Source organism: Fictibacillus sp. Mic-4, assembly GCF_049843615.1.
Taxonomy (GTDB): Bacteria; Bacillota; Bacilli; order Bacillales; family Fictibacillaceae; genus Fictibacillus_A; species Fictibacillus_A gelatini.
The window spans coordinates 103531-126690 of the sequence record NZ_JBBHZM010000003.1 but is presented as its reverse complement, the minus strand read 5'-3'; the positions used below and the strand labels follow the sequence as shown (position 1 = coordinate 126690).

Below are 23160 nucleotides of genomic sequence, written 5' to 3'. Positions count from 1 at the left end.
GCGCTTGTCAATCATGGCGATGTAAAAACGCTTTAAGTTCCTTTAAGTTCATCGTATTTAACACACTTTCAGGACGGATGTACCCTCTTCTTGCTGAGGATACACCGACCTCCATATGTTCCATCGTTTCTTTATAATGGGCGTCTGTGTTTATCGTGAGCTTCATCCCTTTTTCCTGGGCAAGCTTCAGCCACTTAGCACTTAGATCTAGCCGGTTTGGATTCGCATTTAATTCCAATGCGGTATTTGTTTCGGCCGCGAGTTCAATGAGCATTTCTACATCGATGTCATAGCCTTCTCTTCTGCCAATGAGGCGCCCGGTCGGATGGGCGATAATGTCGACATGATGGTTTTCAAGCGCTTGTTTCATCCGTTTCATGATCGTCTTTCGATCTTGTGAAAAAGCAGAATGGATCGAGGCAATGACAAGATCCATTTCCTCCAGCAGCTCATCGTCATAGTCGAGCGTTCCATCCGGCAGTATATCCATTTCCACTCCTGCTAAAATCGTAAAGTCATTATATTTTTTATTTAAACGTTCAATTTCCTTTCTCTGCATCCGGATTCTCTCTGGCGAAAGCCCGTTTGCAACTTTCAAATAGTGGGAATGATCCGTAATGGCAATGTACGAATAGCCCCTCTTTCTTGCTGCTTCTGCCATTTCTTCAATAGTATTTGCCCCGTCGCTCCAAGTGGAGTGCATATGAAGATCGCCTTTAATGTCATCAAGCGTAATGAGCCGCCGGGCTTTTTGAAACAGCTCAATTTCTTCTTCTCCTTCACGCACTTCCGGCGGGATCCATTCGAGCCCAAAATGGCGGTAAAACGACGACTCATTGGCAAATGTTGTCACTTCGCCAGTCTCTGTATTTTCCACTCCATACTCGCTAATTTTCTCATTTCGTTCTTTTGCCAATTGCCGCATCTTTACATTATGTTCAGCCGATCCGGTAAAATGATGAAGAGTAGTGGCAAACTGCTCGGGCGTGACAATTCGAAAATCGACAGATACCGGATAGTCATAATCCAGTTGAAGGGAAACCTTTGTATCTCCTTTTGCAATGACTTCTTTAATGCCTTCAAGCTTTAAAAGCTGTTCTTTGACGGAAGCTGGAGCCAAAGTTGAGATAATGAAGTCCAGGTCTTTAATCGTTTCACGTGAGCGGCGCAAACTTCCCGCTCTCGAAAACCGCTCGATATGATCAAAGGTTTCCAATTGCTCTTCAATTTTTTTTGCGATTGGAAGCATATAGGCGATTGGCAGCCGCTCCGGCCGCTTCCCAATCCCCTCTAGTGACGCCAAAATTTTCTCTTCCGTTTTTGCCCCAAATCCGGCAAGGCCCCTCACTCGTTCTTCTTGACATGCCACTTTTAAAGACTCAATGTCAGTTATGCCAAGCTCTTGATAAAGCTTTGCGATCTTTTTTCCGCCAAGTCCAGGGACGTTTAATAACTGCAATAAACCGGATGGAAGTTCTTCTTGCAATTCTTCTAACAACGACGATTTTCCGGTGGCCATCATTTCAACAATAACGCTTGCCGTCCCTTTCCCAATCCCTTTGAGTGCGGCCGGGTCCCCGATTTGCTCCAGGCTTCGGTCATCCGATTCCAAACTTTGAGCAGCCCTCCGGTAAGCCGACGTTTTAAAAGAATTTTCTCCTTTTATTTCAAGGTAAATCGCGATTAGCTCTAATGTTTTAACGACTTGCTTTTTATTCACCATAAAAAAGTCACCTGCTTTTAATTCGATGCGTTTCGTTATTTGAAAAAAACTTCTCCGGCGGGGAGAAGTTTTAGCCCGAATGATTAGACCATAGCTCTTTTACTGTATCGGAAAAATAAGGGGTATGATTGACCATCGCCTGGGCTACAGACGAACTCTCATAATAATGCTGCACTTGTCCTGTTTGAATAAGGGAAGCGATGCTCAATAGAATAAACAACACTAAATACACTTCGACAAATCCCAGTAAACCACCAAGCCATCGATTGACTGTCCGTAAAATCGGCAAGTCGGCGAGAAATGTAAGCATGGAAGCGACAATGCGCAAAATGATTTTCGTGCCAAAGAATAAAATGGCAAAACTAATCGCGTTATAGTACATTTTTTCTGTTTCAACGCTTTTTAAAATTAACGCCATGGAACTGTCGCTTGAAACAGACGGGTATGGAACAAGCAGCTTGATTTGCGGAGCAATGTTATCATAAAAGTGATAAGCAATAAAAAAAGCAATAATAAAACTCGTAAGATGAAAAACTTGCATGATTAACCCGCGTTTTAACCCGACGAAAAAACCTATAATTAATAGTACGATTATAATTAAACTAAGCATTTACGTATCCTCATCCTTTATCTTTTCTTGCAATTTCTCCAGCTCTTCTTTACTCTTTAAGTATTCGTTCATTATATTAACCGCTGTTAATACAGCGAGCTGCTTTGTATCGAGATATGAATTGAAGCTTTGTATTTCTCTCATCTTTCGGTCAACCATCGCAGCGACAGAACGAATGTGGCTGGAAGTCTCGGTACCTACAATTGTATACGTCTGACCATAAATATCTACTGTGGTCCGTGTCTTTTTCTTTTCTTCCGCCACGAAACTACCTCCTATTCAACCCGGATCGATTTATAACGTATTTGTTGGACTATTTTACTACAGCGATGTAGAAAACTCTAACCTATATCTTATCAGAAACAACGAAGTTATGAAAATATTTGTTGATCATTCATTAAATTTTTTGAAAGGACTATAAACATGTCAAATAGCGTATTGAAATTGTCTGCCATAACCATTGAAAAAATGAAAGAACATTATCGTTCCTGCCTTCAACCGGCTACCCCTCCCGGCAGCATATTTGTCGCAAAACCTCCTGGATGCACGATAACCGCATATAAATCCGGAAAAGTTTTGTTTCAAGGAAAAACGGCTCTAGACGAAGCTTACAGGTGGGAGAATGCCGCTTTACCAGCTGAACAGAAAAAAGCTGTAATAAAGACCGCACATTTATTCGCACCTCCGGAAAACATTGAAGAATTGTCCATCATTGGAAGCGACGAAGTCGGAACGGGGGATTATTTCGGCCCGATTACGGTAGTCGCAGCCTATGTAAAAAAAGAGCAAATGGAATTGCTCCGGGAACTTGGCGTCAAGGATTCTAAACATTTAATCGATAAACAAATTGTTTCGATCGCTAAAGATCTTTTACATACCATTCCATACAGTTTGCTCGTTTTAAGAAACGAAAAATACAATTCGCTTCAAGAAAAAGGGATGAGCCAGGGGAAAATGAAAGCTGTCTTACATAATAAAGCGCTTTTAAATGTGATGCAAAAGTTAGAAGGTAAACCGTTGGACGGAATTCTCGTCGACCAGTTTTGCGAACCGGCAATCTATTTCAATCATATTGCAAGAGAAAAAGAGCAGGTAAAAGAAAAGATTTACTTTGCTACAAAAGCGGAATCACTGCACCTTTCTGTAGCTGCCGCCTCTATTCTGGCCCGCTACTCCTTTATTAAAGAAATGGACAAAATCGGCGATAGCCTTGGTATGACGATTCCTAAAGGGGCAGGTGCACAAGTGGATGTGAAGGCGGCCGAACTCATCCGTAAATTTGGAAAGGAAAAATTAAGAGAAATCGCAAAGCTTCATTTTGCAAACACAAAAAAGGCAGAAGCTCTAGCATCAGGAAAACGATGGTAAGAAAAAAGCAATGGTTTCAATGTTGAAACCATTGCTTTTTCAGATGACACATAATGCCTCACGTGTATCATTTTCCGTCACCGCATCTTGAACCAATTCTCTGACCCGCTCATATAACACTTCCTGCAAATGAGGGTGATATCCTAAATAATCGCAAAGAATAAATTCTTGTTCTGGCGTGGAAAGCTTTTTCAGCTTTTTTTCGATACTTTTCATTAAGATGCCGGTAAAAAGCAAGTATGGGAGAACGAATACTTGCCGATGTCCGGTTTCCTGCGCCCGCTTTAGCCCTTGTTCAAATGTCGGTTCGGCTGCGGCCAAAAAACACGTTTCCACTTTTTGGAAGTGGAATTTTCCATAAAGTGCATTCGCAATTTTGTTTAAATCCCGCCGTACGTCAGGATCACTGCTCCCTCTTCCGACAAGGAGGACCATTGCATCGTCATCGATTTTCGCCTTTTGACTTTTTACTCGTTCCATTAATACGTCTATTATTTTTGAATGAACTCCGAACGGACGCCCGTACGAAAATTGAACATCAGGATATTTATTCATCGCTTTTTCAATTTCACCTGGTATATCCTCTTTGGCATGTGTCGCAGTAAGCAGAAGAATGGGAACGACCGCAATTTTTGTCGCTCCTTGATGGATGCAGCGCTTAATACCTTCTTCAATTGTAGGTTCAGCCAATTCAAGAAAGCAAATTTCCTGGATCGGGCAGTCCATTTTCTTTTTCGCCTTATTGATGAAGCCAGTGGCCTGAATGATCCCCTCTTTGACCCGGCTTCCATGGCAAATATACAATATAGCTTGCACACCCATCACTCTCCCTCTTCATTACCTACGCTTCAATACGCCTGGACATATGGAATGTCTGCTGCCCTTGATGCCAATTTTCGTTCAAACCACTTTAGCTTTTCGCGAAGCTTCACAACTTCCCCAACAACGATCATACTCGGATTTTGAATACGATGACGGTTAGCCAGGTCAACAATCGTGTTTAGATTTCCAATAACCGTTTGCTGGTCTTCGGTTGTTCCCCAATGGACTAGCGCAACTGGTGTTTCAGGTGAACGGCCATGTTTCGTCAGCTGCTTGCAAATATAAGGCAAATTGCTTATCCCCATATAGATGGCTAACGTATCAATCCCTTTCGCCAAACTTTCCCAACGAAGATCATCTTCCTTCCCTTTCCGGCGATGACCAGTAACGAATGCAAACGTTGAACTGAACTCGCGGTGGGTAACAGGTATACCAGCATAAGCGGGGGCGGCAATGCCTGAAGTGATCCCTGGAACAATCTCAAACTCTAATCCGTTCCTTGCCAGCACTTCTGCTTCCTCGCCTCCTCTTCCGAATACGAAAGGGTCTCCACCTTTTAACCGGGTGACGACTTTCCCTTGCTTTGCATGCTTGACAAGGAAATGATTGATCGTTTCTTGTTTTAACATATGATAGTTTGGCAGCTTGCCGCAATAAATTAAATCTGCATTTTCTTTCGCATATTTTAACAAGTCCTTATTGACGAGACGATCATATAAAATAACGTCCGCTTCTTGAATACATTTCAATCCCTTTACCGTAATCAGTTCAGGATCGCCGGGTCCCGCCCCGACAAGATATACCTTCCCCATTCCATGATCTCCCCTCTCGCGACAGAATGATTTCGTTTTAAACGGGTTCTAGAGAAAAAACAAATCCCGTTGCTTCTTTTATTTTCTTTTTTTCATATAACGAAATCTCCTTGACTTCCGGCACTTTCAAAAAATGTTTTTCTAATTCCACTTCGACCTGGGAAAAAGCTGATTCGTCGTTTTCGGCGGCAATGACAACGTTTGCGCTCCCCGTTTTAAAAACGACTTCGAATCGATACAAGTTCATCCGGCTCCCCACCTTTAGTATGAAACAGACTCAACAACGTTCCCTAATATATGATCTAATTCCGTTTGCAGCGGGGCGATGCCGACACGATTAACGTAATCGTAAAAGGATTCACCTGGCAGTTTTGTAGCCGCCACATATGTTAACAAATCTTTCAGCACTGGCTCCAAATGGCTGCTTTCAACTTTCCCTTTTAGCTTTTCGTTAAATTTGCCGCCATCATGCAACGTCCCGCCGACATAAATTTCAAAGGCTTCAACCATTCCTTTATCTTTTGATTTCATTTTAATTCCCTGAACGCCAATGTCGGCAATTTGCCGCTGGCCGCACGAATTCGGGCATCCTGTCATATGGATTCTGACCGGTACGTCAATGGCTACATGTTTATCCAAATATTCTGCAACTCTGCGCATTTTCTCTTTCGTTTCAACAAGTGCCAGGTTGCAAAATTCTATCCCTGTACATGATACCGAATAGGCGGTAAATTTCGGCGGGTTGATCGTGATCCGTTCAAAAATCTTTTCATTTAACAAAGCTTCTACATTTTCGTTTGGAACATTCGGGATGATGAAATTTTGCGAATTACATGTACGGATTTCCCCATTGCCGTATTTTTTCGAAATTTCCGCGATCTCGAACACTTCATCTGCATCGAGCCGTCCGACAGGGACGTTAAAGCCAATATAATTCAACCCTTCTTGCTTTTGCGGATGAACTCCGTAAAAATACCCCGCATTCCAATCCTTCGTCTGTTCCTCGCCTTTTTCTGGAAGAGGCCCGGTATATTCAAGCAGCTTTTCTTTAAATTTTTCTACTCCCCAATCAGCAACAAGGAATTTCAGCCGGGCGCGGTGACGTTTTTCACGATAGCCAAAGTCGCGGAAAATCGTCGTTATCCCGATGGCGACATCTTTTACCCGCTCTTTTTTCACAAAGACATCAATCGTTTGCGCTAAATGCGGGGCAGCCGATAATCCCCCTCCAACTTTCACATGAAATCCTTTCACAATTTCTCCATTAAGTTCTTTTATTGCAGGGACGAATGCAACGTCGTTAATTTCCGCATGGCCCGCGTTATGAATGCTTGCACTGATGGAGATTTTATACTTCCGCGGCAAATTTGAGAAATCTTCGTTTCGTTCAAAATAGTCGAACACTTCCTTGACGACCGGTGTCGTATCAAATAATTCATCCCGGTCGATCCCCGCAAGCGGATTTCCGATAATATTCCTTGTAATGTCTCCACAGGCTCCAGCGGTTGACAATCCAACCTTTTGTAGCCGCTCAAGAATATCCGGAATTTGTTCGATCGTTAGCCAGTGAAACTGAATCGCCTGGCGTGTCGTTATGTCAAATATGCTTCTGCCGTAGTCTTTGCTAATTCCGGCAAGCGCCTTTATTTGTTCATAGTTTAATACACCGGAAGGCACTTTAACGCGCATCATAAAGTAACCGGCTTCTTTCGGCCGTTGGAGGTAAAGGCCAGCCCATTTAAATAAGTCCCACTCTTCTTTCGGGATAGAATCAAATCCGTTTTTTGCATAGGCCGGGATGTCTTCAAAAATTTTCAATCCGTCTTTTTCTAATTTTTTCAGTTCTGTTTTATTCAATTTTTCATTGGTAGCCCATGTCTTCACATAAGACATCCTCACAGCCCTCCTTTAATTCTTCCTTTTTCTATTAAGTAAGCAATCACTTTGTCTGCACACTCTTCAATCGAGTATTGATCTGTCTCAATAACAATTTCCGGGTTCAATGGCTCCTCATATGGAGAACTAATTCCGGTAAACTCACGGATTTCTCCATTCCTCGCTTTTTTATACAACCCTTTCGGATCTCGGTTTTCACATTCGTTTAATGGACATTTTACATAGACTTCGATAAAGTCACCTTGATCAAACAATTTTCGAACATTGTCCCGATCCTCAAGAAAAGGAGAGATAAAGGCAGTTAAGACCATCTGGCCGCTGTCGACAAACAATTTCGCCACTTCGCCGATGCGGCGGATATTTTCTTTCCGGTCTTCATCTGAAAATCCGAGATCTTTATTCAATCCAAAACGAATATTGTCTCCATCAAGCACGTAACTTCTTACGCCGATCTCATGAAGCTTCCTTTCTACAAAATTGGCTATCGTTGATTTCCCCGAACCGGAAAGCCCGGTGAACCAGATGACATTACTTAAGTGATTGTTTAATCTTTGCCTGTCTTCCCGTTTAATCGTTGCTTCATGCCAGGTGATATTTAAACTTTTCGTCATGTTAAATCTCCTTTGCCTGTTTACGTTGTTACCGTACCCTGCTTTAATCCTTTAATTAGCACTTCGACCACTTCAGGCCGGCTGAATGTTTTCGGCGGCATTTCACCGTTTCTTAGCAATTCTCTAACTTTTGTTCCTGAAAGAATAACATGATGTTCTTTATCATGCGGGCACGTTTTCGTCGAAGCCATATTTTCGCATTTTGTACAATAAAAGCTATGTTCGAAAAACAGTGGAGTTATTCCAAGTTCTTCTTTCGTAAAATGGCTGAAGATTTTTTGTGAATCATAAGTACCATAATAATTTCCAACACCCGCATGGTCACGGCCGACAATAAAGTGTGTACAGCCAAAGTTTTTGCGGACGAGCGCATGGAAAATGGCTTCTCTAGGACCGGCATAGCGCATAGCTGCCGGAAAAACAGCAAGAAATACACGATCTTTCGGATAGTAGTTTTTAAGCAGCACTTGATAGCTTTCCATCCGTACGTCTGCCGGAATATCGTCAGATTTTGTTTCGCCGACAAGCGGGTTTAAAAATAATCCATCGACGATTTCGAGCGCCGATTTTTGAATGTATTCATGTGCGCGATGAACCGGATTTCTCGTTTGGAAGCCAACGACGGTCTTCCAGCCACGTTCTTCAAACTGTTCACGCGTTTCAACCGGATCAAGATAATACTCGTTAAACCGCGCTTTTTCCGGGCGGCGAACGAGCGTAATTGGGCCACCTATATAAACTTCTGGCCGTTCAAATAACTTTTTCACACCGGGATGAGCCACTTCCGAGGTTCGGAAAATATTTTCAGCTTCGACAATCTTATCCGGTTCATAGATGGACTCAATTTCAATGACGCCATAAACGTTTCCGTCCTTGACGAGCTTTGCAACATCTCCTTCGGATAACTGTTTTGACTTTTCTTTTTCAACCGGAAGAGTGATCGGAATCGTCCACGGCTCGCCGCTAGTAAGATGCATTTCGTGTACGACTGCTTCATAATCTTCTTTTTTCAAAAATCCTTTCAATGGACTATAGGCACCGATCGCAATCAACTCTAAATCGCTAAGCGCCATTTGGTCTAACTCAATTTCCTTTTCAATTTTTTCATAGGAATACCCGGGGTTCCAGCGATTAATTAATGTACCTCCATGCGGATCAATTAAACTCATTTATTTTCCCTCCGTTTGTTTATGTTTGAGACTTGCTATTAATCTTTTATCGTCGCTTGCAATACGAATCAAATGCCACCTCCTTCTTCATGAAATGTACGTTTTTCTTTTCGAATCGTTTTTAAAAGACTAATAGATCCGATTGTTGCCAAAAACACGCTGGCAATTACGATAAACGTGTAAAAATCACTATCCAGGAACACCTTTACCATCGCATATGAGATGACAAGTGAAAATACAGGTGACACGATCCAAACTTTCATCATTTGGTTAATAATGCTTTTTTGCCATAAGTAAAATCCGTTCTGCGCCGTTCCGAGACCGATGATCGCTGATGTCGTGACCTGTGTTAGCGGAACCGGTAAACCAAAAATAGAGGCGATAATGACCAATATCCCTCCCGTTCCGGAAATGGCGCATCCTTCTAAAAGGGAAAACCGAGTTATCCGTTTTCCATTCGTCTCAAGCACTTTGCCGCCAAAAAAAACCGCTCCTAAACTAACAAATAACCCGCCAACTAATGTTCCTGCGGATACGGACAACAATCCGGCACCAACTAGAGGGCCCACTGCATTAGCTACATTATTCATTCCAGCCGAAAATGCTTCAAGAAAGCCGGCACCAATAAGCAAAACAGCGAGCCAGCGTTTCGGTTGTTTTGCTTTCATCACCGGATACGTTTTCTCAATCTTGCTAATTAATTTTGATGCACCGAATGCGAGCAAAAAAGCGACAACGGGGATAAACAGCCAGAAAAACATAACCGTTACTAAATTGGTCAGGTATAAAGCTTTGTACGCAATTCCAACTCCCACTACAGATCCAACCGTAATTTCACTCGTTGATAATGGGATCCCAATCACATTGGCAAAAAACAGAGATACCGCCGCTGATGCAAGTATAATGACAACGATTTTGACCGTTAATAAAGATGATGGAACAATTCCCGATCCGATGGTTTTGACAACTTCTCCCCCGCCAATTGCCGCCCCAAGGAAAATGCCCCCTCCGCAAATCAAAAGGGCGATGGTTTTTCGCCGGACGGCACCCGCTCCATATGCGATCCCCATTGACGCAGCTGCCCCACTTGCCCCTATATTCATCGCAAAAAAGAAACCTACCGCAAAAGCTATATACGTTACGATCATCGTTTATCTCTCCTGTTTACGTCTGATGCAGCCCACATTCCGTCTTTTCTAGAGATGCCCATCTTCCGGCACGTAAATTTGTTGCATCATTCGTTGGGAGCGTGCATTTTTCACATCCGATGCTCGGATATCCTTGATCATGCAATGGATTGTATGGAAGATCATGTTTATAGATGTATCTCCACACATCTTTCCATGTCCAATGGATTAATGGACAAACTTTGATGGATTTAAACTTTTCGTCTTTATTAATAAATTCCGTTTTGCTTCTTGTCGGTGATTGGTCTCTGCGCAATCCGGTGATCCATGCTGTACTGCCCTCGAGCGCTTTTTGCAGCGGAATTACTTTTCGCAAATGGCAACATTGATTCGGATTGGTCTTCCAGAGCTCTTCCCCATACTGAAGCGCTTGCTCATCAAGTGTGATTTCTGGCTCTACAACAACAAAATTCAACTTTGGATATTTCTTTTTCACCTTATCAATCAACTCATACGTTTCTTTAAAATGGACATTCGTATCGAGAAAAACAACTTTTGCATCATCCTTCACTTTTGAAATTAAATCAATAAGAACCATCCCTTCGGCTCCGAGACTACACGCATAAACGATTGATTTCCCGTATTCGTCATACGCCCATTGAAGAACTTCGATCGCCCCTTTTGTATCATCTTCAAACGGAATTTTAAGTTGTTCTCCGCTCCAAGTATCATACGTTAATTGCTTTTTCACTGTGCTCTCTCCCCTTTGTTTTTTAAACAAAAAAGGCGATCTTAACCTAATAGGATCCGGTGGTCTTCCAAGCCTATATGCATCAAATTGTTTAGTTCCCACATTAGACTTTTCGCCTTTAAATCAATTAGGTTAAAACCGCCTCTAGTTTGTCTAGTCAGCGCAACATTATTTAATTCTTACTTTTTCACTTCGCTCCAATTGAATGACTTTGCCATCCTGAACGACAAGTGTAATGGAGCCAAATTTCATCGTCTCCAACATCTCTTTAATTCGCTCAAAAATGGTTTCTGTATGCTCTTGTTTGCTCCCCATGCCCATTCCTCCCAATCGATCTATTCGAATTGCTTTATTTAAACCGCAAAGAATAAGCTATTTCATCGAACCGAAAACTTCGTTAAAAAAAAGAAAAACCTCCCATTCCGGAAAGGCTAAGGCAAAATCTATTTCCCTTATCTTTCAAAATGGCAACCATTTTGCTGGAATTGGCACCTTACATAATCTGCAGGTTGCCGGGCATCATCGGGCCAGTTCCCTTTGCCGCTCTTGATAAGTTTGGTTTGTTGTTTAACATTTTAATTTGTTCAAAATAGAAAGTCAAGTATTTCTATCGGATTTATTTTTCAAAATAAAAAAGTGTGACTTTTCGTCACACTTTTCCTTATTTACGCAATGTAGCGCCGAAACGTTCTTCAAGGCTCTTCAATACGTTTTCATGTGCTTTTAGAACTTCTTCGTCCGTCAACGTCCGTTCAGGGTCGAAATATTTTAATGAAAACGCGAGCGATTTCTTTCCTTGTTCCATCCGCTCTCCCTGATATAGATCGAACAAATTCACTTCTTTTAAAAGATTTCCGCCGGCTTCCTGAATGACCGTATATAAGTCACCCGCCGGAAGGTCTTCATCAATCACTAAGGCAATATCGCGCGTTACCGAAGGATAGCGCGGCAATGTGGAATAAACAGTCGGTTCTACTTCGGCTTCTAACAGTTTTCCTAAATCGAGCTCGAACACATATGTTTCGTTAATGTCCCATTCCTTTTGTGTTGCCGGGTGAATTTGGCCCACTAATCCAATCTTAATGCTATCGAGTTTAATAATAGCTGTTCTTCCCGGGTGCATTCCGCTGACGTCCCCACTCTCGAAACTAATCCGGGTGCTAAGGCCAAGTTCGGCAAACAGTCCTTCGAGTATGCCTTTAGCAACAAAAAAGTCGACCTTTTTCTTTTCCCCCTGCCACGGGTGTTCGTTCCACATTCCCGATAAAGCACCGGCAAGATAAACTCTTTCCTCAGGCAAATTAACCAGCTCTTGCTCTTTATTCACAAAAACAGAGCCAATTTCATAAAAGCCGATGTCTTCAAGCGCCCGATTTTGATTGTATAAAATCACTTCAAGCAGCTGTGGAATGAGGGACAAACGCAATGTACTCCGATCTTCGCTCATCGGATGCGCAACCGAAATCGGATAAACATCTTCCTTCTTAAAAGAGAAACTTTTTGCTTTTTCCGGGGTTGTCAAAGAATACGTGACAGCCTGGTAAAGCCCCGCTCCTTCTAAATAACGACGAACCTTTCTTCGTTTCTCTTGAAATGGTGTCAATCCGCCCGGCCTTGCTTCACTTAACGGATAAGTGGCCGGAATACGATCGTAGCCATAGATTCGCCCGACTTCTTCCACAAGATCCGCATCAATCGTAATATCAGGTCGTCTGGTCGGGACCGTTACTGTGAACGTTTCACCACTCTGTTCGTATGGAAGCTTAAGGCGGCTTAACTTTTCACCGATTTCATCAAGGGAAATGTTCGTGCCAAGCAGTCCGTTGATCCTCGTTTGTGTTACGCTTACGTTGATTTCCTCAACGATGCGGCTTCCCGCTTCAACAATCCCGCTGACAACCTCTCCGCCGGCATAGGCCGCCATTAAAGATGCGGCCCGGCGAGCGGCATCATACACGCGGTTACGGTCAATTCCTTTTTCAAAACGGGTGCTGGACTCGCTACGAAGACCAAGGTCTTTTGAAGCGGCACGAACACGTTGGCTATTAAAATAGGCCGCTTCCAAAAGAATCGTCGTTGTATCTTGCTGAACTTCCGATGTTGCCCCTCCCATTACTCCGGCTACAGCGACGGGCTCTTTACCGTTTGTAATAACGAGATGATTTTCGTTTAATTGTCGTTTCACATCATCCAATGTAACAATCTCTTCATTTTGTTTAGCACGACGAACGACAATTTCCTTCGAACCAAGACGGTCATAATCAAAAGCATGAAGTGGCTGGCCGTACTCAAGCAAAACGTAATTGGTAATATCAACGACATTATTAATCGGCCTGATTCCTGCAGCCATTAAACGGTTTTGCATCCATAACGGGGATGGTTCGATATGGACGTTTTTAATGATCATCGCCCCATAGTACGGATTGTCTTCCTCTGATTCGATTTGAACGGAAATATAATCGGATGCCTTTTCGGCTGTCGGCGTAATTTCAATGTCCGCAATCTTTACTTCCTCGTTTAAAATGGCGGCCACTTCATAGGCTACACCAATCATGTTTAAACAATCTGCCCGGTTCGGTGTCAGGCCAAGTTCAAGAACAAAATCCGTTAGATTCAAAAGTTCAAGCGCATCTACTCCAACTTCAGCATCACCCGGCATAATGAAAATTCCATCCGTATATTCTTTTGGAACGAGCTTCGTTTCTACCCCGAGCTCTTCTAAAGAACAGATCATGCCGTTCGATTCCTCGCCGCGAAGTTTCGCTTTTTTAATTTTGAAGTTTCCTGGAAGCACAGCCCCGACTTTTGCAACTGCCACCTTTTGACCTGCCGCAACGTTTGGCGCGCCGCAAACGATTTGCACCGGTGCTTCTTCACCGATGTCGACCTGGCAAACCCTGAGCTTATCTGCATTCGGATGCTGGACGCATTCTAGAACGGAACCAACGACAACCCCGGACACTCCTTTATTTAATGACTCTACTATTTCTACTTCAATGCCGCTCTTCGTTATTTTCTCCGCTAATTCATGAGCAGAAATATCAATTTTCACAAATTCTTTTAACCAATTATATGAGACTAACATGTGCTCCCCTCCATTTAAGCCTTTTTGAATTGTTTTAAGAAACGGATGTCGTTCGTATAAAAATGACGGATATCATCAATGCCGTACTTTAACATCGCAATCCGTTCAGGCCCCATTCCGAAAGCGAATCCGGTATATTTTTTCGAATCAAATCCTGCCATCTCTAAAACGTTCGGGTGAACCATGCCCGCTCCGAGTATTTCAATCCAACCGGTCTGCTTGCAGATCGAGCAACCTTTTCCGCCGCATTTAAAACAAGATATATCCATTTCGACGGAAGGTTCCGTAAATGGGAAGAAACTTGGCCGGAGTCGGATTTTCCGCTCTTCACCGAACATTTTTTTCGCAAACGCCGTAAGCACTCCTTTAAGGTCGCTTAACCGGATATTTTTATCTACGACGAGCCCTTCAATTTGCATGAACTGGTGGGAGTGCGTCGCATCATCATTATCACGGCGGTATACTTTGCCCGGCGATATAATTTTAACAGGACCTTTTCCTTCATGCTTTTCCATTGTTCTCGCCTGCACTGGCGACGTTTGCGTACGCAATAAAAGATCTTCCGTGATAAAGAAAGAATCTTGCATGTCGCGTGCCGGATGCCCCTTTGGCAAATTTAGCGCTTCGAAATTGTAATAATCGGTTTCTACTTCTGGCCCTTCTGCAACGGTAAAGCCCATACTTAAGAATAGATCTTCGATTTCATCAATGACAGCTGTGAGCGGATGGCTATTTCCTTTGTTCACCGGGCGGCCCGGAAGCGTTACATCAATCGATTCTGCTTTTAATTTTTTTTCAATTTCAAGTTTTCCAAGTTCCTCTTGCTTCTGATCAAGGGCGGCAGTTATAGCATCACGAACTTCGTTGGCAAAAGCGCCGATGATAGGTCGCTCTTCGCTCGAAAGTCTCCCCATCCCTTTTAGCACTTCAGTAATCGGTCCCTTTTTTCCAAGGTACGCGACTCGAATGTTTTGCAATTCTTTCAAGTCTTCTGTTTGCTCGATTTTTAAGCATGCCTCTTCTTTTAATGCCTGCAATCGATCCTTCATAACATGTTCCTCCTTTGAAACACAATTTCTTTATAAAAATAAAAAACCCCGTCCAAACAAGGGACGAGGATTTCGCGGTACCACCCAAATTAACAATTCATTATTGTTCACTTCATTTCTATAACGACAGATTTGCCGGTCCACCCTACTTTTTCAGGCCATGCGAAAAGTTCAGGCGACAGCTCCGGAGTGAATTCAATAAGCTCGAGCCAAAGAAACGCTTTCAGTCACGGCATTTCCTCCCTGATTGGCGAGGGGTTATTTACTATTCTCCTTCAACGCTTTATTCCCTATTTAACTGTTTTTTATTATATCTAAATCCAGTCATTGAAGCAAATAAATTTTGACATCTATAGTATTCTTTATCTAAAAAAACATGCCGATTTATTTTCGATTCCGCTGTAATTCATATAGCAGTATTCCAGTTGCAACCGAAACATTAAGAGATTCCGCCTGACCGTATATTGGTATGGCAACCAGCTCATCTGCTTCTTTCATAATTTCCGAGCGGACACCGCTGCCTTCATTTCCGATGACAAGGGCAAACTGTTCCGGTGAAGCCACTTCTCTCATGGAAGTCGCTCCTTTTAATGCAGTTATATAAACAGGGACACCCTCTTCTTTAAATGAAGAAATCCATTTTGATAAATGACCTTTTATAACAGGCAGGTGAAACAATGATCCTTGAGTCGCCCGGAGAACTTTACTGTTATAAAGATCGACCGTTCCTTCGCCAAGAATGACTCCATTAAGACCCGCACTGTCAGCTGTACGAATAATGGTGCCTAAATTCCCTGGATCTTGAACGCCGTCCACTAAAAGAAAACGTCCTTTCGGTTCCAACGTTTCTTCTTCGTCCGGCATTTCACAAACGGCTAATATACCTTGCGGATGTTCCGTGTCGCTCAAGCCCTTCATAATTTTTCTAGTAACGACCCACGTATTTAACGCGTAAGCATCCCAGGTACCTGGAAGTTCGAAACTCTCTTCCACAATCAAATGAATGACCGGTACATCATGTTTGATCGCCTCTTCAATTAAATGGGGTCCTTCAATTAAATATGTACGCGTTTTTTCACGTTCTTTTTTTGTATATAGCTTTTTCCATTGTTTTACCGATGCATTTTGTTCTGACTCAATTCGTTTCATAATTCCCTCCACCTTCAAATCTTTTCTTATTATATCTTTTTCGCCATGCATAATCCATTCACTGTTAATGAAAAATAAAGTATAAGTACATACTAGAGAAGTACTGATTATCTTCACGTAGAGGTGACGACTATGAATATCGATTTACGAAAGGCCATTCTGGCAAATGTTTCGGGTAATAACAAACAAGAACTTGAAAGTACAATTGTTGAAGCGATTCAAAGCGGCGAAGAAAAAATGCTTCCTGGCCTTGGTGTATTATTTGAGGTCATTTGGAATAATTCCAATGAAACAAAAAAAGATGAAATGCTCGATACGTTGTCAAATGGATTAAAGTAAAATCCCGGGATCTCTCCCGGGATTTTTACTTAACTGAATTTAATTTCTTTTACTTTTTCGGCATTGAGACGTTTTATCACTTCGACGATTAATTTTACGCTGTTTTCATAGTCATCACGGTGGATGATCGAGGCATTCGTATGAAGATAACGGGTTGCCACGCTCATGGCAAGGGTCGGAACGCCTGTACCTGTTAAATGAATGTTTCCTGCATCTGTTCCACCGCCTGGAGTAGTATCCAATTGATATGGAATGTTCAATTCTTCTGCTGTTGCAATGACAAAATCACGCAGCCCTTTGTGGGAAACCATGGATGCATCGTATAAAATAATTTGCGGCCCATCTCCTAATTTGGATAGCGCTTCCTTTTCAGTTACTCCCGGAGTATCGCCAGGAATGCCCGTATCAATAGCAATCGCAATGTCTGGTTCGATATAGTTGGCAGCTGTTTTTGCTCCGCGCAAGCCGACTTCTTCTTGAACGGTAGCTACCCCATATACGGTATTCGCGTGCTTTTCTTCTTTGAGCCGGCGAAGGACGTCAACGACAATGGCACAACCGACACGGTTATCAAAGGCTTTAGCCAGTAAAAATTTTTCATTTTTCATAACGGTAAATTCACAATAAGGGACAATCATGTCTCCTGGCCGAACACCGAATTCAAGCGCTTCATCTTTGCTCGTTGCTCCAATGTCAATAAACATATCTTTAATTTCAAACGGTTTCTTTCGCGCTTCAGGCGATAAAATGTGCGGCGGCTTAGAACCGATGACACCTGGAATTTCTCCGTTTTTCGTCACTACCGTTACTCGTTGCGCGAGCATGACTTGCCCCCACCAGCCACCAACCGGTTGGAAGCGGAGGAATCCTTTATCGGTAATTTGCGATACCATGAAACCGACTTCGTCTAAATGGCCGGCGAGCATAACTTTAGGACCGCTTCCGTCCCCTGTTTTTTTGGCAATCAAGCTGCCAAGATTGTCGGTCACCACTTCCTCGGCATAAGGCTCAACATATCGCTTCATCACTTCACGGGGCTCGCGTTCGTTCCCGGCAATCCCTTTTGCATCGGTCAAATCTTTCAATAACGTCAATGTTTCATCTAACTTTGCCATTGGATTTTCTCCTTTCACATTTGTTATGTATAGATAAGTAGTATGTCCAAAAAACTATCAGAGCAATATGAATTTTGCTCAAGTTTAGTATATCATGACCATGAATCATATCGCATGTTAACAACTTTACTATTTTACGCTGCATGAATTAAAATAAAAAATAGAACCAGCAGTAGCAGCCGGTTCCATTGTAGAAAGGAGGCTATAAAATGGAGTATTTAAAAGAAATTATGGAGGCCATGAAATTAGCGTTGGAAGAAAACAACAAGAAACTTCTTGAAGAAATGGACAAACGGATGGACAAGCGTTTTGCAGAAGTTGACAAGCGTTTTACAGCTATTGATAAACGTTTCGACGAGGTTGACAAGCGTTTTACAGCTATTGATAAACGCTTTGACGAGGTTGACAAGCGTTTTACAGCTATTGATAAACGCTTTGACGAGGTTGACAATCATTTTGACCAGGTTGAAAAAGAACTTCACGGTCGCATTGATTCTCTTGAAAATAACGTAAATAGCCAACTTGCAAGTATTCATTCGAAGCTTGATAAAGAAGTCAAATTTCTTGAAAGCCGATTTGTCAAACACGAAAAAGAAATTTACAATTTACAGGAACGATTGATTTCAACAGATCAAGTTTAATATCCTTTGTCCTGCCGAATATGGTTAATTTCGTTTTTTCTATAATATGCATCGACAATTTCCTCTGAAGAAAAACCAAGTAATTTTCCAAGCCCAAGATACTCTGAAAACAGTTGCTCAAAATGAGCGGTTTCCTTAGACAACCGCAGCTTTTGAATGATTTCATAAATGGACAAAAACTGTTGAACTAGCCTTTCATTACTGTAATGTACAGAGCCATTATAAGAATCTATTCCTAAATCGAGTCCAACCGATAGGATAAAATGCAATCCATCCACATATTCTTCAAGGATGATTTCGCGTTTGGAAGGAGGTTTTAAGCTCCAATATTTAAAACAGCGTGTCTCATTCGCCAGTTCTCCGAGCTCTACTAGTAAAGCTAAAATTCGTTCTTCAAATAAAAACCGTTCTTCCAGATGATGCTCGCGAACAATCCGTTCGTTCAGCCTTTTTTGCAGTTCGAACAATTTATCAAATCCCATGGATTCACCTTCTATATTTTCATTTTTTGCTTCATGGAAAAAATACATTACTTCCTTTCATATGTCAAACAGAAGCTTTTTTCCAAAAGAAAAAGCCGGCTATCTGCCGACTGTCTACGCACCTCTGACTTTAACATGTTTGACTTCTTCTTTATCTTCCCGTTCGAAAAATTCGTTCCACTTGAATATCCATTCTTTTCTCCGCAGCAAATAAAACAATATGGATAATACTGCAAGAGCCGCTCCACCCCAGAGAAGCGATAAATGTAAAATATAGTTTCCAAACGTTGTATACGCGATGGCTACTGGTATATTTGAGATAAGGCTTGCTTTTGTATACTCTTTAAAATCGGATGTCATTTCGATTAAACAATAGGACAGCAATTGAAAATGAACAAACGGAATAAGCTTTAAAATTGTAATTTGCCCGAGTGAAAAAGGTATTCTTTTTCCGATCCATTTGTTTTTCAAACCTGTAATTTTGCTAAACATTTTTGGCATCACCCTGCGCAGACCATAAAACATAATGCTTGATAATGTAATGCCGATAATGGAATACAGGGAACCCGACAAAGACCCGAATAACAACCCGCCGATAACACAAATCAAACCAATCGGAATAAATAAAAATTGGCGTAAAACGTGAAGAGCGATAAAGATAAGCGGAGCAAACAATCCTGCATACCGTAAGATGTGAATAATCTCATTAAGCTTTTGCTCCATTGTCCTCCCCTCCTTTGACGTCATTTTATGACAGGAGACGAGCCGTTTATGCTGTGTCCACTTTTTTTATTTAAAAAAAGACCATTTCCTATCGTGGAAATGGTCTTATCATTTAAGCGTTTAAGCTTTCTTTTGCTTTAGAAGCTAATTCAGCGAATGCTTTTTCATCAGTGATTGCAATTTCAGCAAGCATTTTACGGTTAATATCGATACCCGCAACTTTTAATCCGTGCATTAAACGGCTGTAAGAAAGTCCGTTTGTACGCGCTGCTGCATTGATACGAGTAATCCAGAGCTTACGGAAGTCACGTTTCTTTTGACGGCGGTCACGGTAAGCATATTGAAGGGATTTAAATACTTGTTGTTGAGCAACTTTAAATAATTTATGTTTCGAACCGAAATAACCTTTAGCTAATTTTAATACTTTTTTACGACGACGACGTGACACATAGCCACCTTTTACTCTTGGCATAATTAAAACCTCCTATATTTTAAATCGCGATTATTTTTTCTTATACGTTAATAATGTTTTAATGCGCTTGAAGTCACCACTGTGAACAAGCTTAGCTTTACGTAGCTTGCGTTTTGCTTTTGTAGACTTGTTCGCGAATAAGTGGCTCGTAAATGCGCGGCCACGTTTTAATTTACCTGTTCCAGTCTTTTTAAAGCGCTTTGCAGCACCTTTATGTGTTTTCATTTTAGGCATGATCGGATTCCTCCCTGGTAATCATTATTTGTCGTTTTTTGGTGCAAGAATGAGGAACATACTGCGTCCTTCCATTTTTGGTTTAACTTCAACGTTGGAAAGATCTTCACATTCCTTAGCCAATCGTTCCAAAACTTTTTGTCCGATTTGAGGATGTGTAATCGCACGTCCACGGAATCGAATGCTTGCTTTAACTTTGTCGCCCTTTTCAAGGAATTTACGGGCATTTTTCAATTTCGTATTGAAATCATGCTCCTCGATGGTCGGGCTTAAGCGAATTTCCTTTGTCGTAATAACCTTCTGGTTTTTACGAGCTTCCCGCTCTTTCTTTTGTTGCTCAAACTTAAACTTACCGTAATCCATAATTCGGCATACTGGTGGTTTTGCGTTTGCGGCAACAAGCACAAGATCAAGGTTGGATTTTTGCGCAAGCTCGAGCGCCTCATAGCGCGTCTTGATTCCTAACTGGCTTCCGTCCGGTCCTATGACCCTTACTTCACGAGCACGAATGCCCTCATTGACAGACATGTCCTTACTAATAGTAAGTCACCTCCAAAAATTTACGTGAGCCAAGTATGCTCAGGCTTTTGTAAACCAATAAAAAAAGCGTCGGTGCATACTACACCCACACTAAACAAGGCAATTCATGCCTGTATGTTCGTTCTACCAGTTAACAGCTTTTCGCGTCAATCAGGTGAGAAGCGGGTGCTTCTGCTTATCGAAACTTCCATTTATTTAGTTACTTAGATTACTATACCATGACTTTTCATCATTGTCAAATAATAAAAGTTTCACAACAACGAATTTGATTATAACGTAAAACTATGGATTTGTGCAATAAAAAACTGCGAGCAATTCGCAGTTTTTTATTTTCGTGTTTGAATTTCCTCTACTATTCGTTCTTTAAACTGATCATAGGAAACAGATTCTGACGTTTGTTCACCGTATTTACGTATATTCACCGCATCCTCCCTTACTTCCTTGTCCCCAAGCACAAGCATATAAGGGATTTTCTGCAATTGCGCTTCACGAATTTTGTAGCCTAGTTTTTCATCCCGATCATCGATTTCTACTCGAACACCATGCTCGTGCAAATCTTCTTTTAGCTTTTTAGCATAATCGGCATGTACGCCGGAGACCGGAATCAACTTCACTTGAAGCGGAGCCAGCCATGTTGGAAACGCACCGCCGAAATGTTCGATCAGAATACCGAAGAAACGGTCAATCGATCCATAAATCGCACGGTGAATGACGACCGGACGCGCCTTTTCATTATGTTCATCAATGTACGATAAATCAAATTTCTCCGGCATTTGAAAATCAAGCTGAATGGTCGCGCATTGGTGGGAACGCCTTAATGCATCTTTAATGTGAAAGTCGATTTTCGGTCCGTAAAACGCGCCGTCTCCTTCATTTACGTGATAGTCTAGCTTAAGATCTTCCAGCACGTTTTGAAGTGCTCTTTCCGCCTGTTCCCAGAGCCGGTCATCGCCCATCGAATCGTCCGGCCGAGTGGAAAGTTCGACTGAATATTTAAAACCGAATGTACGATAGATATTATCGATCAATTGAAAGATGGCTTTTATTTCGCTTTCAATCTGGTCAGGCTTTACAAAAATATGCGCATCATCCTGGCAAAATGTACGGACCCGCAGCATTCCGTTTAACGCCCCGCTGAATTCATGGCGATGGACCTGGCCGAATTCAGCGATACGGATCGGCAATTCCCGGTAAGAACGAAGCTTATTTTTGAAAATTAACATATGCCCGGGGCAATTCATCGGTTTCATTGCAAAACGTGTTTCATCTACTTCTGAAAAATACATATTTTCGCGGTAGTGGTGCCAATGACCGGACTGTTCCCACAGCCTTTGATTCATCATAAACGGTGTCCTCACTTCTTCATAGCCCGCCTGCTCTTGCAGTTCACGCGAAAAATTTTCAAGTTCTAATCGAACCGTCTGCCCTTTCGGCAGGTAAAACGGCATACCCGGAGCTTCTTCAGAGAACATGAATAACTCTAACTCTTTTCCCAGCTTACGGTGGTCTCGTTGTTTCGCTTCTTCAAGAAACTGCAAATACTCCTTTAAATCTTTTTCGTTTAAAAAGGCCACCCCGTAAACGCGTTGAAGCATCTGGTTGTTACTGTCTCCTCGCCAATAGGCGCCGGCAATGTTCATTAATTTAAATGCTTTTATCCTGCCTGTGGAAGGAACATGTGGACCGCGGCATAGATCGAAAAACTCCCCCTGCTCATAAATCGTAATGACCGTATCTTCAGGAAGGTCGCGAATCAATTCAAGCTTTAAATGATCATCGACTTTTTGATAAATGCTGATCGCTTCTTTACGGCTAACCACTTTGCGGACAATCGGCAAGTTTTCATCCACAATTTTTTGCATTTCTTTTTCAATCGCCAGCAAATCTTCCGGGTTTAAGGCGTGCGGCATATCAATATCATAATAAAAACCGTTTTCAATGACCGGCCCGATCCCGAGTCTCACATCCGGATAAAGACGTTTGATCGCCTGCGCCATTAAATGGGCCGTACTATGGCGAATAATTTTTAATCCTTCTTCAGATTCAGTTAGAATGATTTCAATTAAAGCATCTTCTTCTATCGGCAGCGTAAAATCGTAAAGCTCACCGTTGACTTTACCGGCGATGGACTTTTTCTTCAAACTTGGACTGATCGATTCAGCGACTTGTTCGGCTGTTACCCCTTTCGGATATTTACGCACCGAACCGTCTGGAAATGATAATTGAATAGATGACATCATGGTTCCTCTCCTTTATAAAAAATAAAAACACTCGTCCCTCATACAGGGACGAGTGTTTATCTCGCGGTTCCACCCTCGTTCCATAGCAAATAAGCTATAGCACTTGGCTTAATAACGGCAAGTTCCGTCAGCGGCTAATTGGTTTCACCGCCGAAGTTCAAAGGTGGTAAGCTATATTTTCGTGTTAGGAAGCTTTCAGCCG

General features: G+C 42.1%; 25 protein-coding genes, 1 riboswitch and 3 other annotated features (1 of these 29 only partly in view). Of the genes, 3 read left to right on the top strand and 22 right to left on the bottom strand.

Features of this window, described 5'->3' with window-relative positions:
* Positions 1-7 precede the first annotated feature (7 nt).
* The 3 genes from polX to zapA all read right to left on the bottom strand — a co-directional run bounded on the left by polX (position 8) and on the right by zapA (position 2597).
* The gene (gene polX, locus WD019_RS04385; protein WP_425710763.1) at positions 8-1723 is read right to left on the bottom strand and encodes a DNA polymerase/3'-5' exonuclease PolX; all 1716 of its coding nucleotides are present in this window, start codon (positions 1721-1723) and stop codon (positions 8-10) included.
* 70 nt (positions 1724-1793) lie between these two features.
* The gene (locus tag WD019_RS04380) at positions 1794-2333 is read right to left on the bottom strand and encodes a CvpA family protein (protein WP_026676518.1); all 540 of its coding nucleotides are present in this window, start codon (positions 2331-2333) and stop codon (positions 1794-1796) included.
* Positions 2334-2597 (bottom strand): cell division protein ZapA, encoded by a 264-nt coding sequence (gene zapA, locus WD019_RS04375; protein ID WP_026676519.1) that lies wholly within the window; start codon positions 2595-2597, stop codon positions 2334-2336. It abuts the gene before it with no gap.
* Between the two features lie 159 nt (positions 2598-2756).
* Here zapA and rnhC point away from each other — a divergent pair, with 159 nt between their 5' ends.
* Positions 2757-3701 carry a ribonuclease HIII gene (rnhC, locus tag WD019_RS04370; protein WP_425710762.1) on the top strand — a complete coding sequence of 315 codons (945 nt, stop codon included), beginning with the start codon at positions 2757-2759 and terminating at the stop codon, positions 3699-3701.
* A gap of 39 nt (positions 3702-3740) precedes the next feature.
* Here rnhC and WD019_RS04365 read toward each other — a convergent pair whose 3' ends face one another.
* The 12 genes from WD019_RS04365 to WD019_RS04310 all read right to left on the bottom strand — a co-directional run bounded on the left by WD019_RS04365 (position 3741) and on the right by WD019_RS04310 (position 16205).
* Entirely contained in the window at positions 3741-4523 is a 783-nt protein-coding gene (locus tag WD019_RS04365; protein WP_425710761.1) for a sirohydrochlorin chelatase, read from the bottom strand.
* Positions 4524-4549: 26 nt separating this feature from the next.
* A complete protein-coding gene (cobA, locus tag WD019_RS04360) occupies positions 4550-5335 on the bottom strand; it encodes a uroporphyrinogen-III C-methyltransferase (protein WP_425710760.1) in 786 nt (261 codons plus the stop codon).
* 37 nt (positions 5336-5372) lie between these two features.
* Positions 5373-5582 (bottom strand): DUF3906 family protein, encoded by a 210-nt coding sequence (locus WD019_RS04355; protein ID WP_026676524.1) that lies wholly within the window; start codon positions 5580-5582, stop codon positions 5373-5375.
* A gap of 14 nt (positions 5583-5596) precedes the next feature.
* Complete coding sequence (locus WD019_RS04350; RefSeq protein WP_425710759.1) at positions 5597-7228, bottom strand: nitrite/sulfite reductase; 1632 nt, start codon at positions 7226-7228, stop codon at positions 5597-5599.
* A 2-nt stretch (positions 7229-7230) separates the two neighbouring features.
* Positions 7231-7842 (bottom strand): adenylyl-sulfate kinase, encoded by a 612-nt coding sequence (gene cysC, locus WD019_RS04345; RefSeq protein ID WP_425710758.1) that lies wholly within the window; start codon positions 7840-7842, stop codon positions 7231-7233.
* A gap of 20 nt (positions 7843-7862) precedes the next feature.
* Entirely contained in the window at positions 7863-9011 is a 1149-nt protein-coding gene (gene sat / locus WD019_RS04340) for a sulfate adenylyltransferase (RefSeq protein ID WP_425710757.1), read from the bottom strand.
* Positions 9012-9079: 68 nt separating this feature from the next.
* The gene (locus WD019_RS04335; RefSeq protein WP_081412570.1) at positions 9080-10159 is read right to left on the bottom strand and encodes an inorganic phosphate transporter; all 1080 of its coding nucleotides are present in this window, start codon (positions 10157-10159) and stop codon (positions 9080-9082) included.
* A 16-nt stretch (positions 10160-10175) separates the two neighbouring features.
* On the bottom strand, positions 10176-10889 hold the full coding sequence (locus tag WD019_RS04330) for a phosphoadenylyl-sulfate reductase (protein WP_026676529.1): 714 nt from the start codon (positions 10887-10889) through the stop codon (positions 10176-10178).
* 168 nt (positions 10890-11057) lie between these two features.
* Positions 11058-11204, bottom strand: a complete 147-nt coding sequence (locus WD019_RS04325; protein WP_322786384.1) for a YezD family protein — start codon at positions 11202-11204, stop codon at positions 11058-11060.
* 134 nt (positions 11205-11338) lie between these two features.
* Positions 11339-11445: riboswitch (SAM riboswitch) on the bottom strand.
* A 105-nt stretch (positions 11446-11550) separates the two neighbouring features.
* On the bottom strand, positions 11551-13974 hold the full coding sequence (gene pheT / locus WD019_RS04320; protein ID WP_026676530.1) for a phenylalanine--tRNA ligase subunit beta: 2424 nt from the start codon (positions 13972-13974) through the stop codon (positions 11551-11553).
* 14 nt (positions 13975-13988) lie between these two features.
* Entirely contained in the window at positions 13989-15023 is a 1035-nt protein-coding gene (pheS, locus tag WD019_RS04315; protein ID WP_425710756.1) for a phenylalanine--tRNA ligase subunit alpha, read from the bottom strand.
* Positions 15024-15079: 56 nt separating this feature from the next.
* Positions 15080-15311: a binding site (T-box leader), on the bottom strand.
* A gap of 96 nt (positions 15312-15407) precedes the next feature.
* Positions 15408-16205, bottom strand: coding sequence for a TrmH family RNA methyltransferase (locus WD019_RS04310; protein ID WP_425710802.1), 798 nt, complete (start codon positions 16203-16205; stop codon positions 15408-15410).
* Positions 16206-16304: 99 nt separating this feature from the next.
* On the opposite strand from WD019_RS04310, the gene sspI reads away from it, so the two are divergent.
* Positions 16305-16511 carry a small acid-soluble spore protein SspI gene (gene sspI, locus WD019_RS04305; RefSeq protein ID WP_026676533.1) on the top strand — a complete coding sequence of 69 codons (207 nt, stop codon included), beginning with the start codon at positions 16305-16307 and terminating at the stop codon, positions 16509-16511.
* Positions 16512-16540: 29 nt separating this feature from the next.
* On the opposite strand, the gene WD019_RS04300 is transcribed toward sspI, so the two are convergent.
* The gene (locus WD019_RS04300) at positions 16541-17626 is read right to left on the bottom strand and encodes a M42 family metallopeptidase (protein ID WP_026676534.1); all 1086 of its coding nucleotides are present in this window, start codon (positions 17624-17626) and stop codon (positions 16541-16543) included.
* Positions 17627-17835: 209 nt separating this feature from the next.
* On the opposite strand from WD019_RS04300, the gene WD019_RS04295 reads away from it, so the two are divergent.
* Entirely contained in the window at positions 17836-18267 is a 432-nt protein-coding gene (locus WD019_RS04295; protein WP_425710755.1) for a hypothetical protein, read from the top strand.
* Here the strand turns inward: WD019_RS04295 and WD019_RS04290 are convergent.
* The 6 genes from WD019_RS04290 to thrS form a co-directional block, all read right to left on the bottom strand.
* Positions 18264-18749: a dUTP diphosphatase gene (locus WD019_RS04290; protein WP_425710754.1), complete on the bottom strand. Its 486-nt coding sequence runs from the start codon at positions 18747-18749 to the stop codon at positions 18264-18266. The genes WD019_RS04295 and WD019_RS04290 overlap by 4 nt on opposite strands.
* A 114-nt stretch (positions 18750-18863) precedes the next feature.
* Complete coding sequence (locus WD019_RS04285; RefSeq protein WP_026676536.1) at positions 18864-19472, bottom strand: TVP38/TMEM64 family protein; 609 nt, start codon at positions 19470-19472, stop codon at positions 18864-18866.
* Between the two features lie 112 nt (positions 19473-19584).
* Entirely contained in the window at positions 19585-19944 is a 360-nt protein-coding gene (rplT, locus tag WD019_RS04280; RefSeq protein ID WP_026676537.1) for a 50S ribosomal protein L20, read from the bottom strand.
* 30 nt (positions 19945-19974) lie between these two features.
* Positions 19975-20178 (bottom strand): 50S ribosomal protein L35, encoded by a 204-nt coding sequence (rpmI, locus tag WD019_RS04275; protein ID WP_026676538.1) that lies wholly within the window; start codon positions 20176-20178, stop codon positions 19975-19977.
* A 24-nt stretch (positions 20179-20202) separates the two neighbouring features.
* Positions 20203-20706 (bottom strand): translation initiation factor IF-3, encoded by a 504-nt coding sequence (gene infC, locus WD019_RS04270; RefSeq protein WP_026676539.1) that lies wholly within the window; start codon positions 20704-20706, stop codon positions 20203-20205.
* Positions 20707-20772: 66 nt separating this feature from the next.
* Positions 20773-20901: a sequence feature (ribosomal protein L20 leader region), on the bottom strand.
* 143 nt (positions 20902-21044) lie between these two features.
* Positions 21045-22958: a threonine--tRNA ligase gene (thrS, locus tag WD019_RS04265; protein ID WP_425710753.1), complete on the bottom strand. Its 1914-nt coding sequence runs from the start codon at positions 22956-22958 to the stop codon at positions 21045-21047.
* Between the two features lie 41 nt (positions 22959-22999).
* Positions 23000-23160: a binding site (T-box leader), on the bottom strand; it runs 57 nt beyond the window's last position.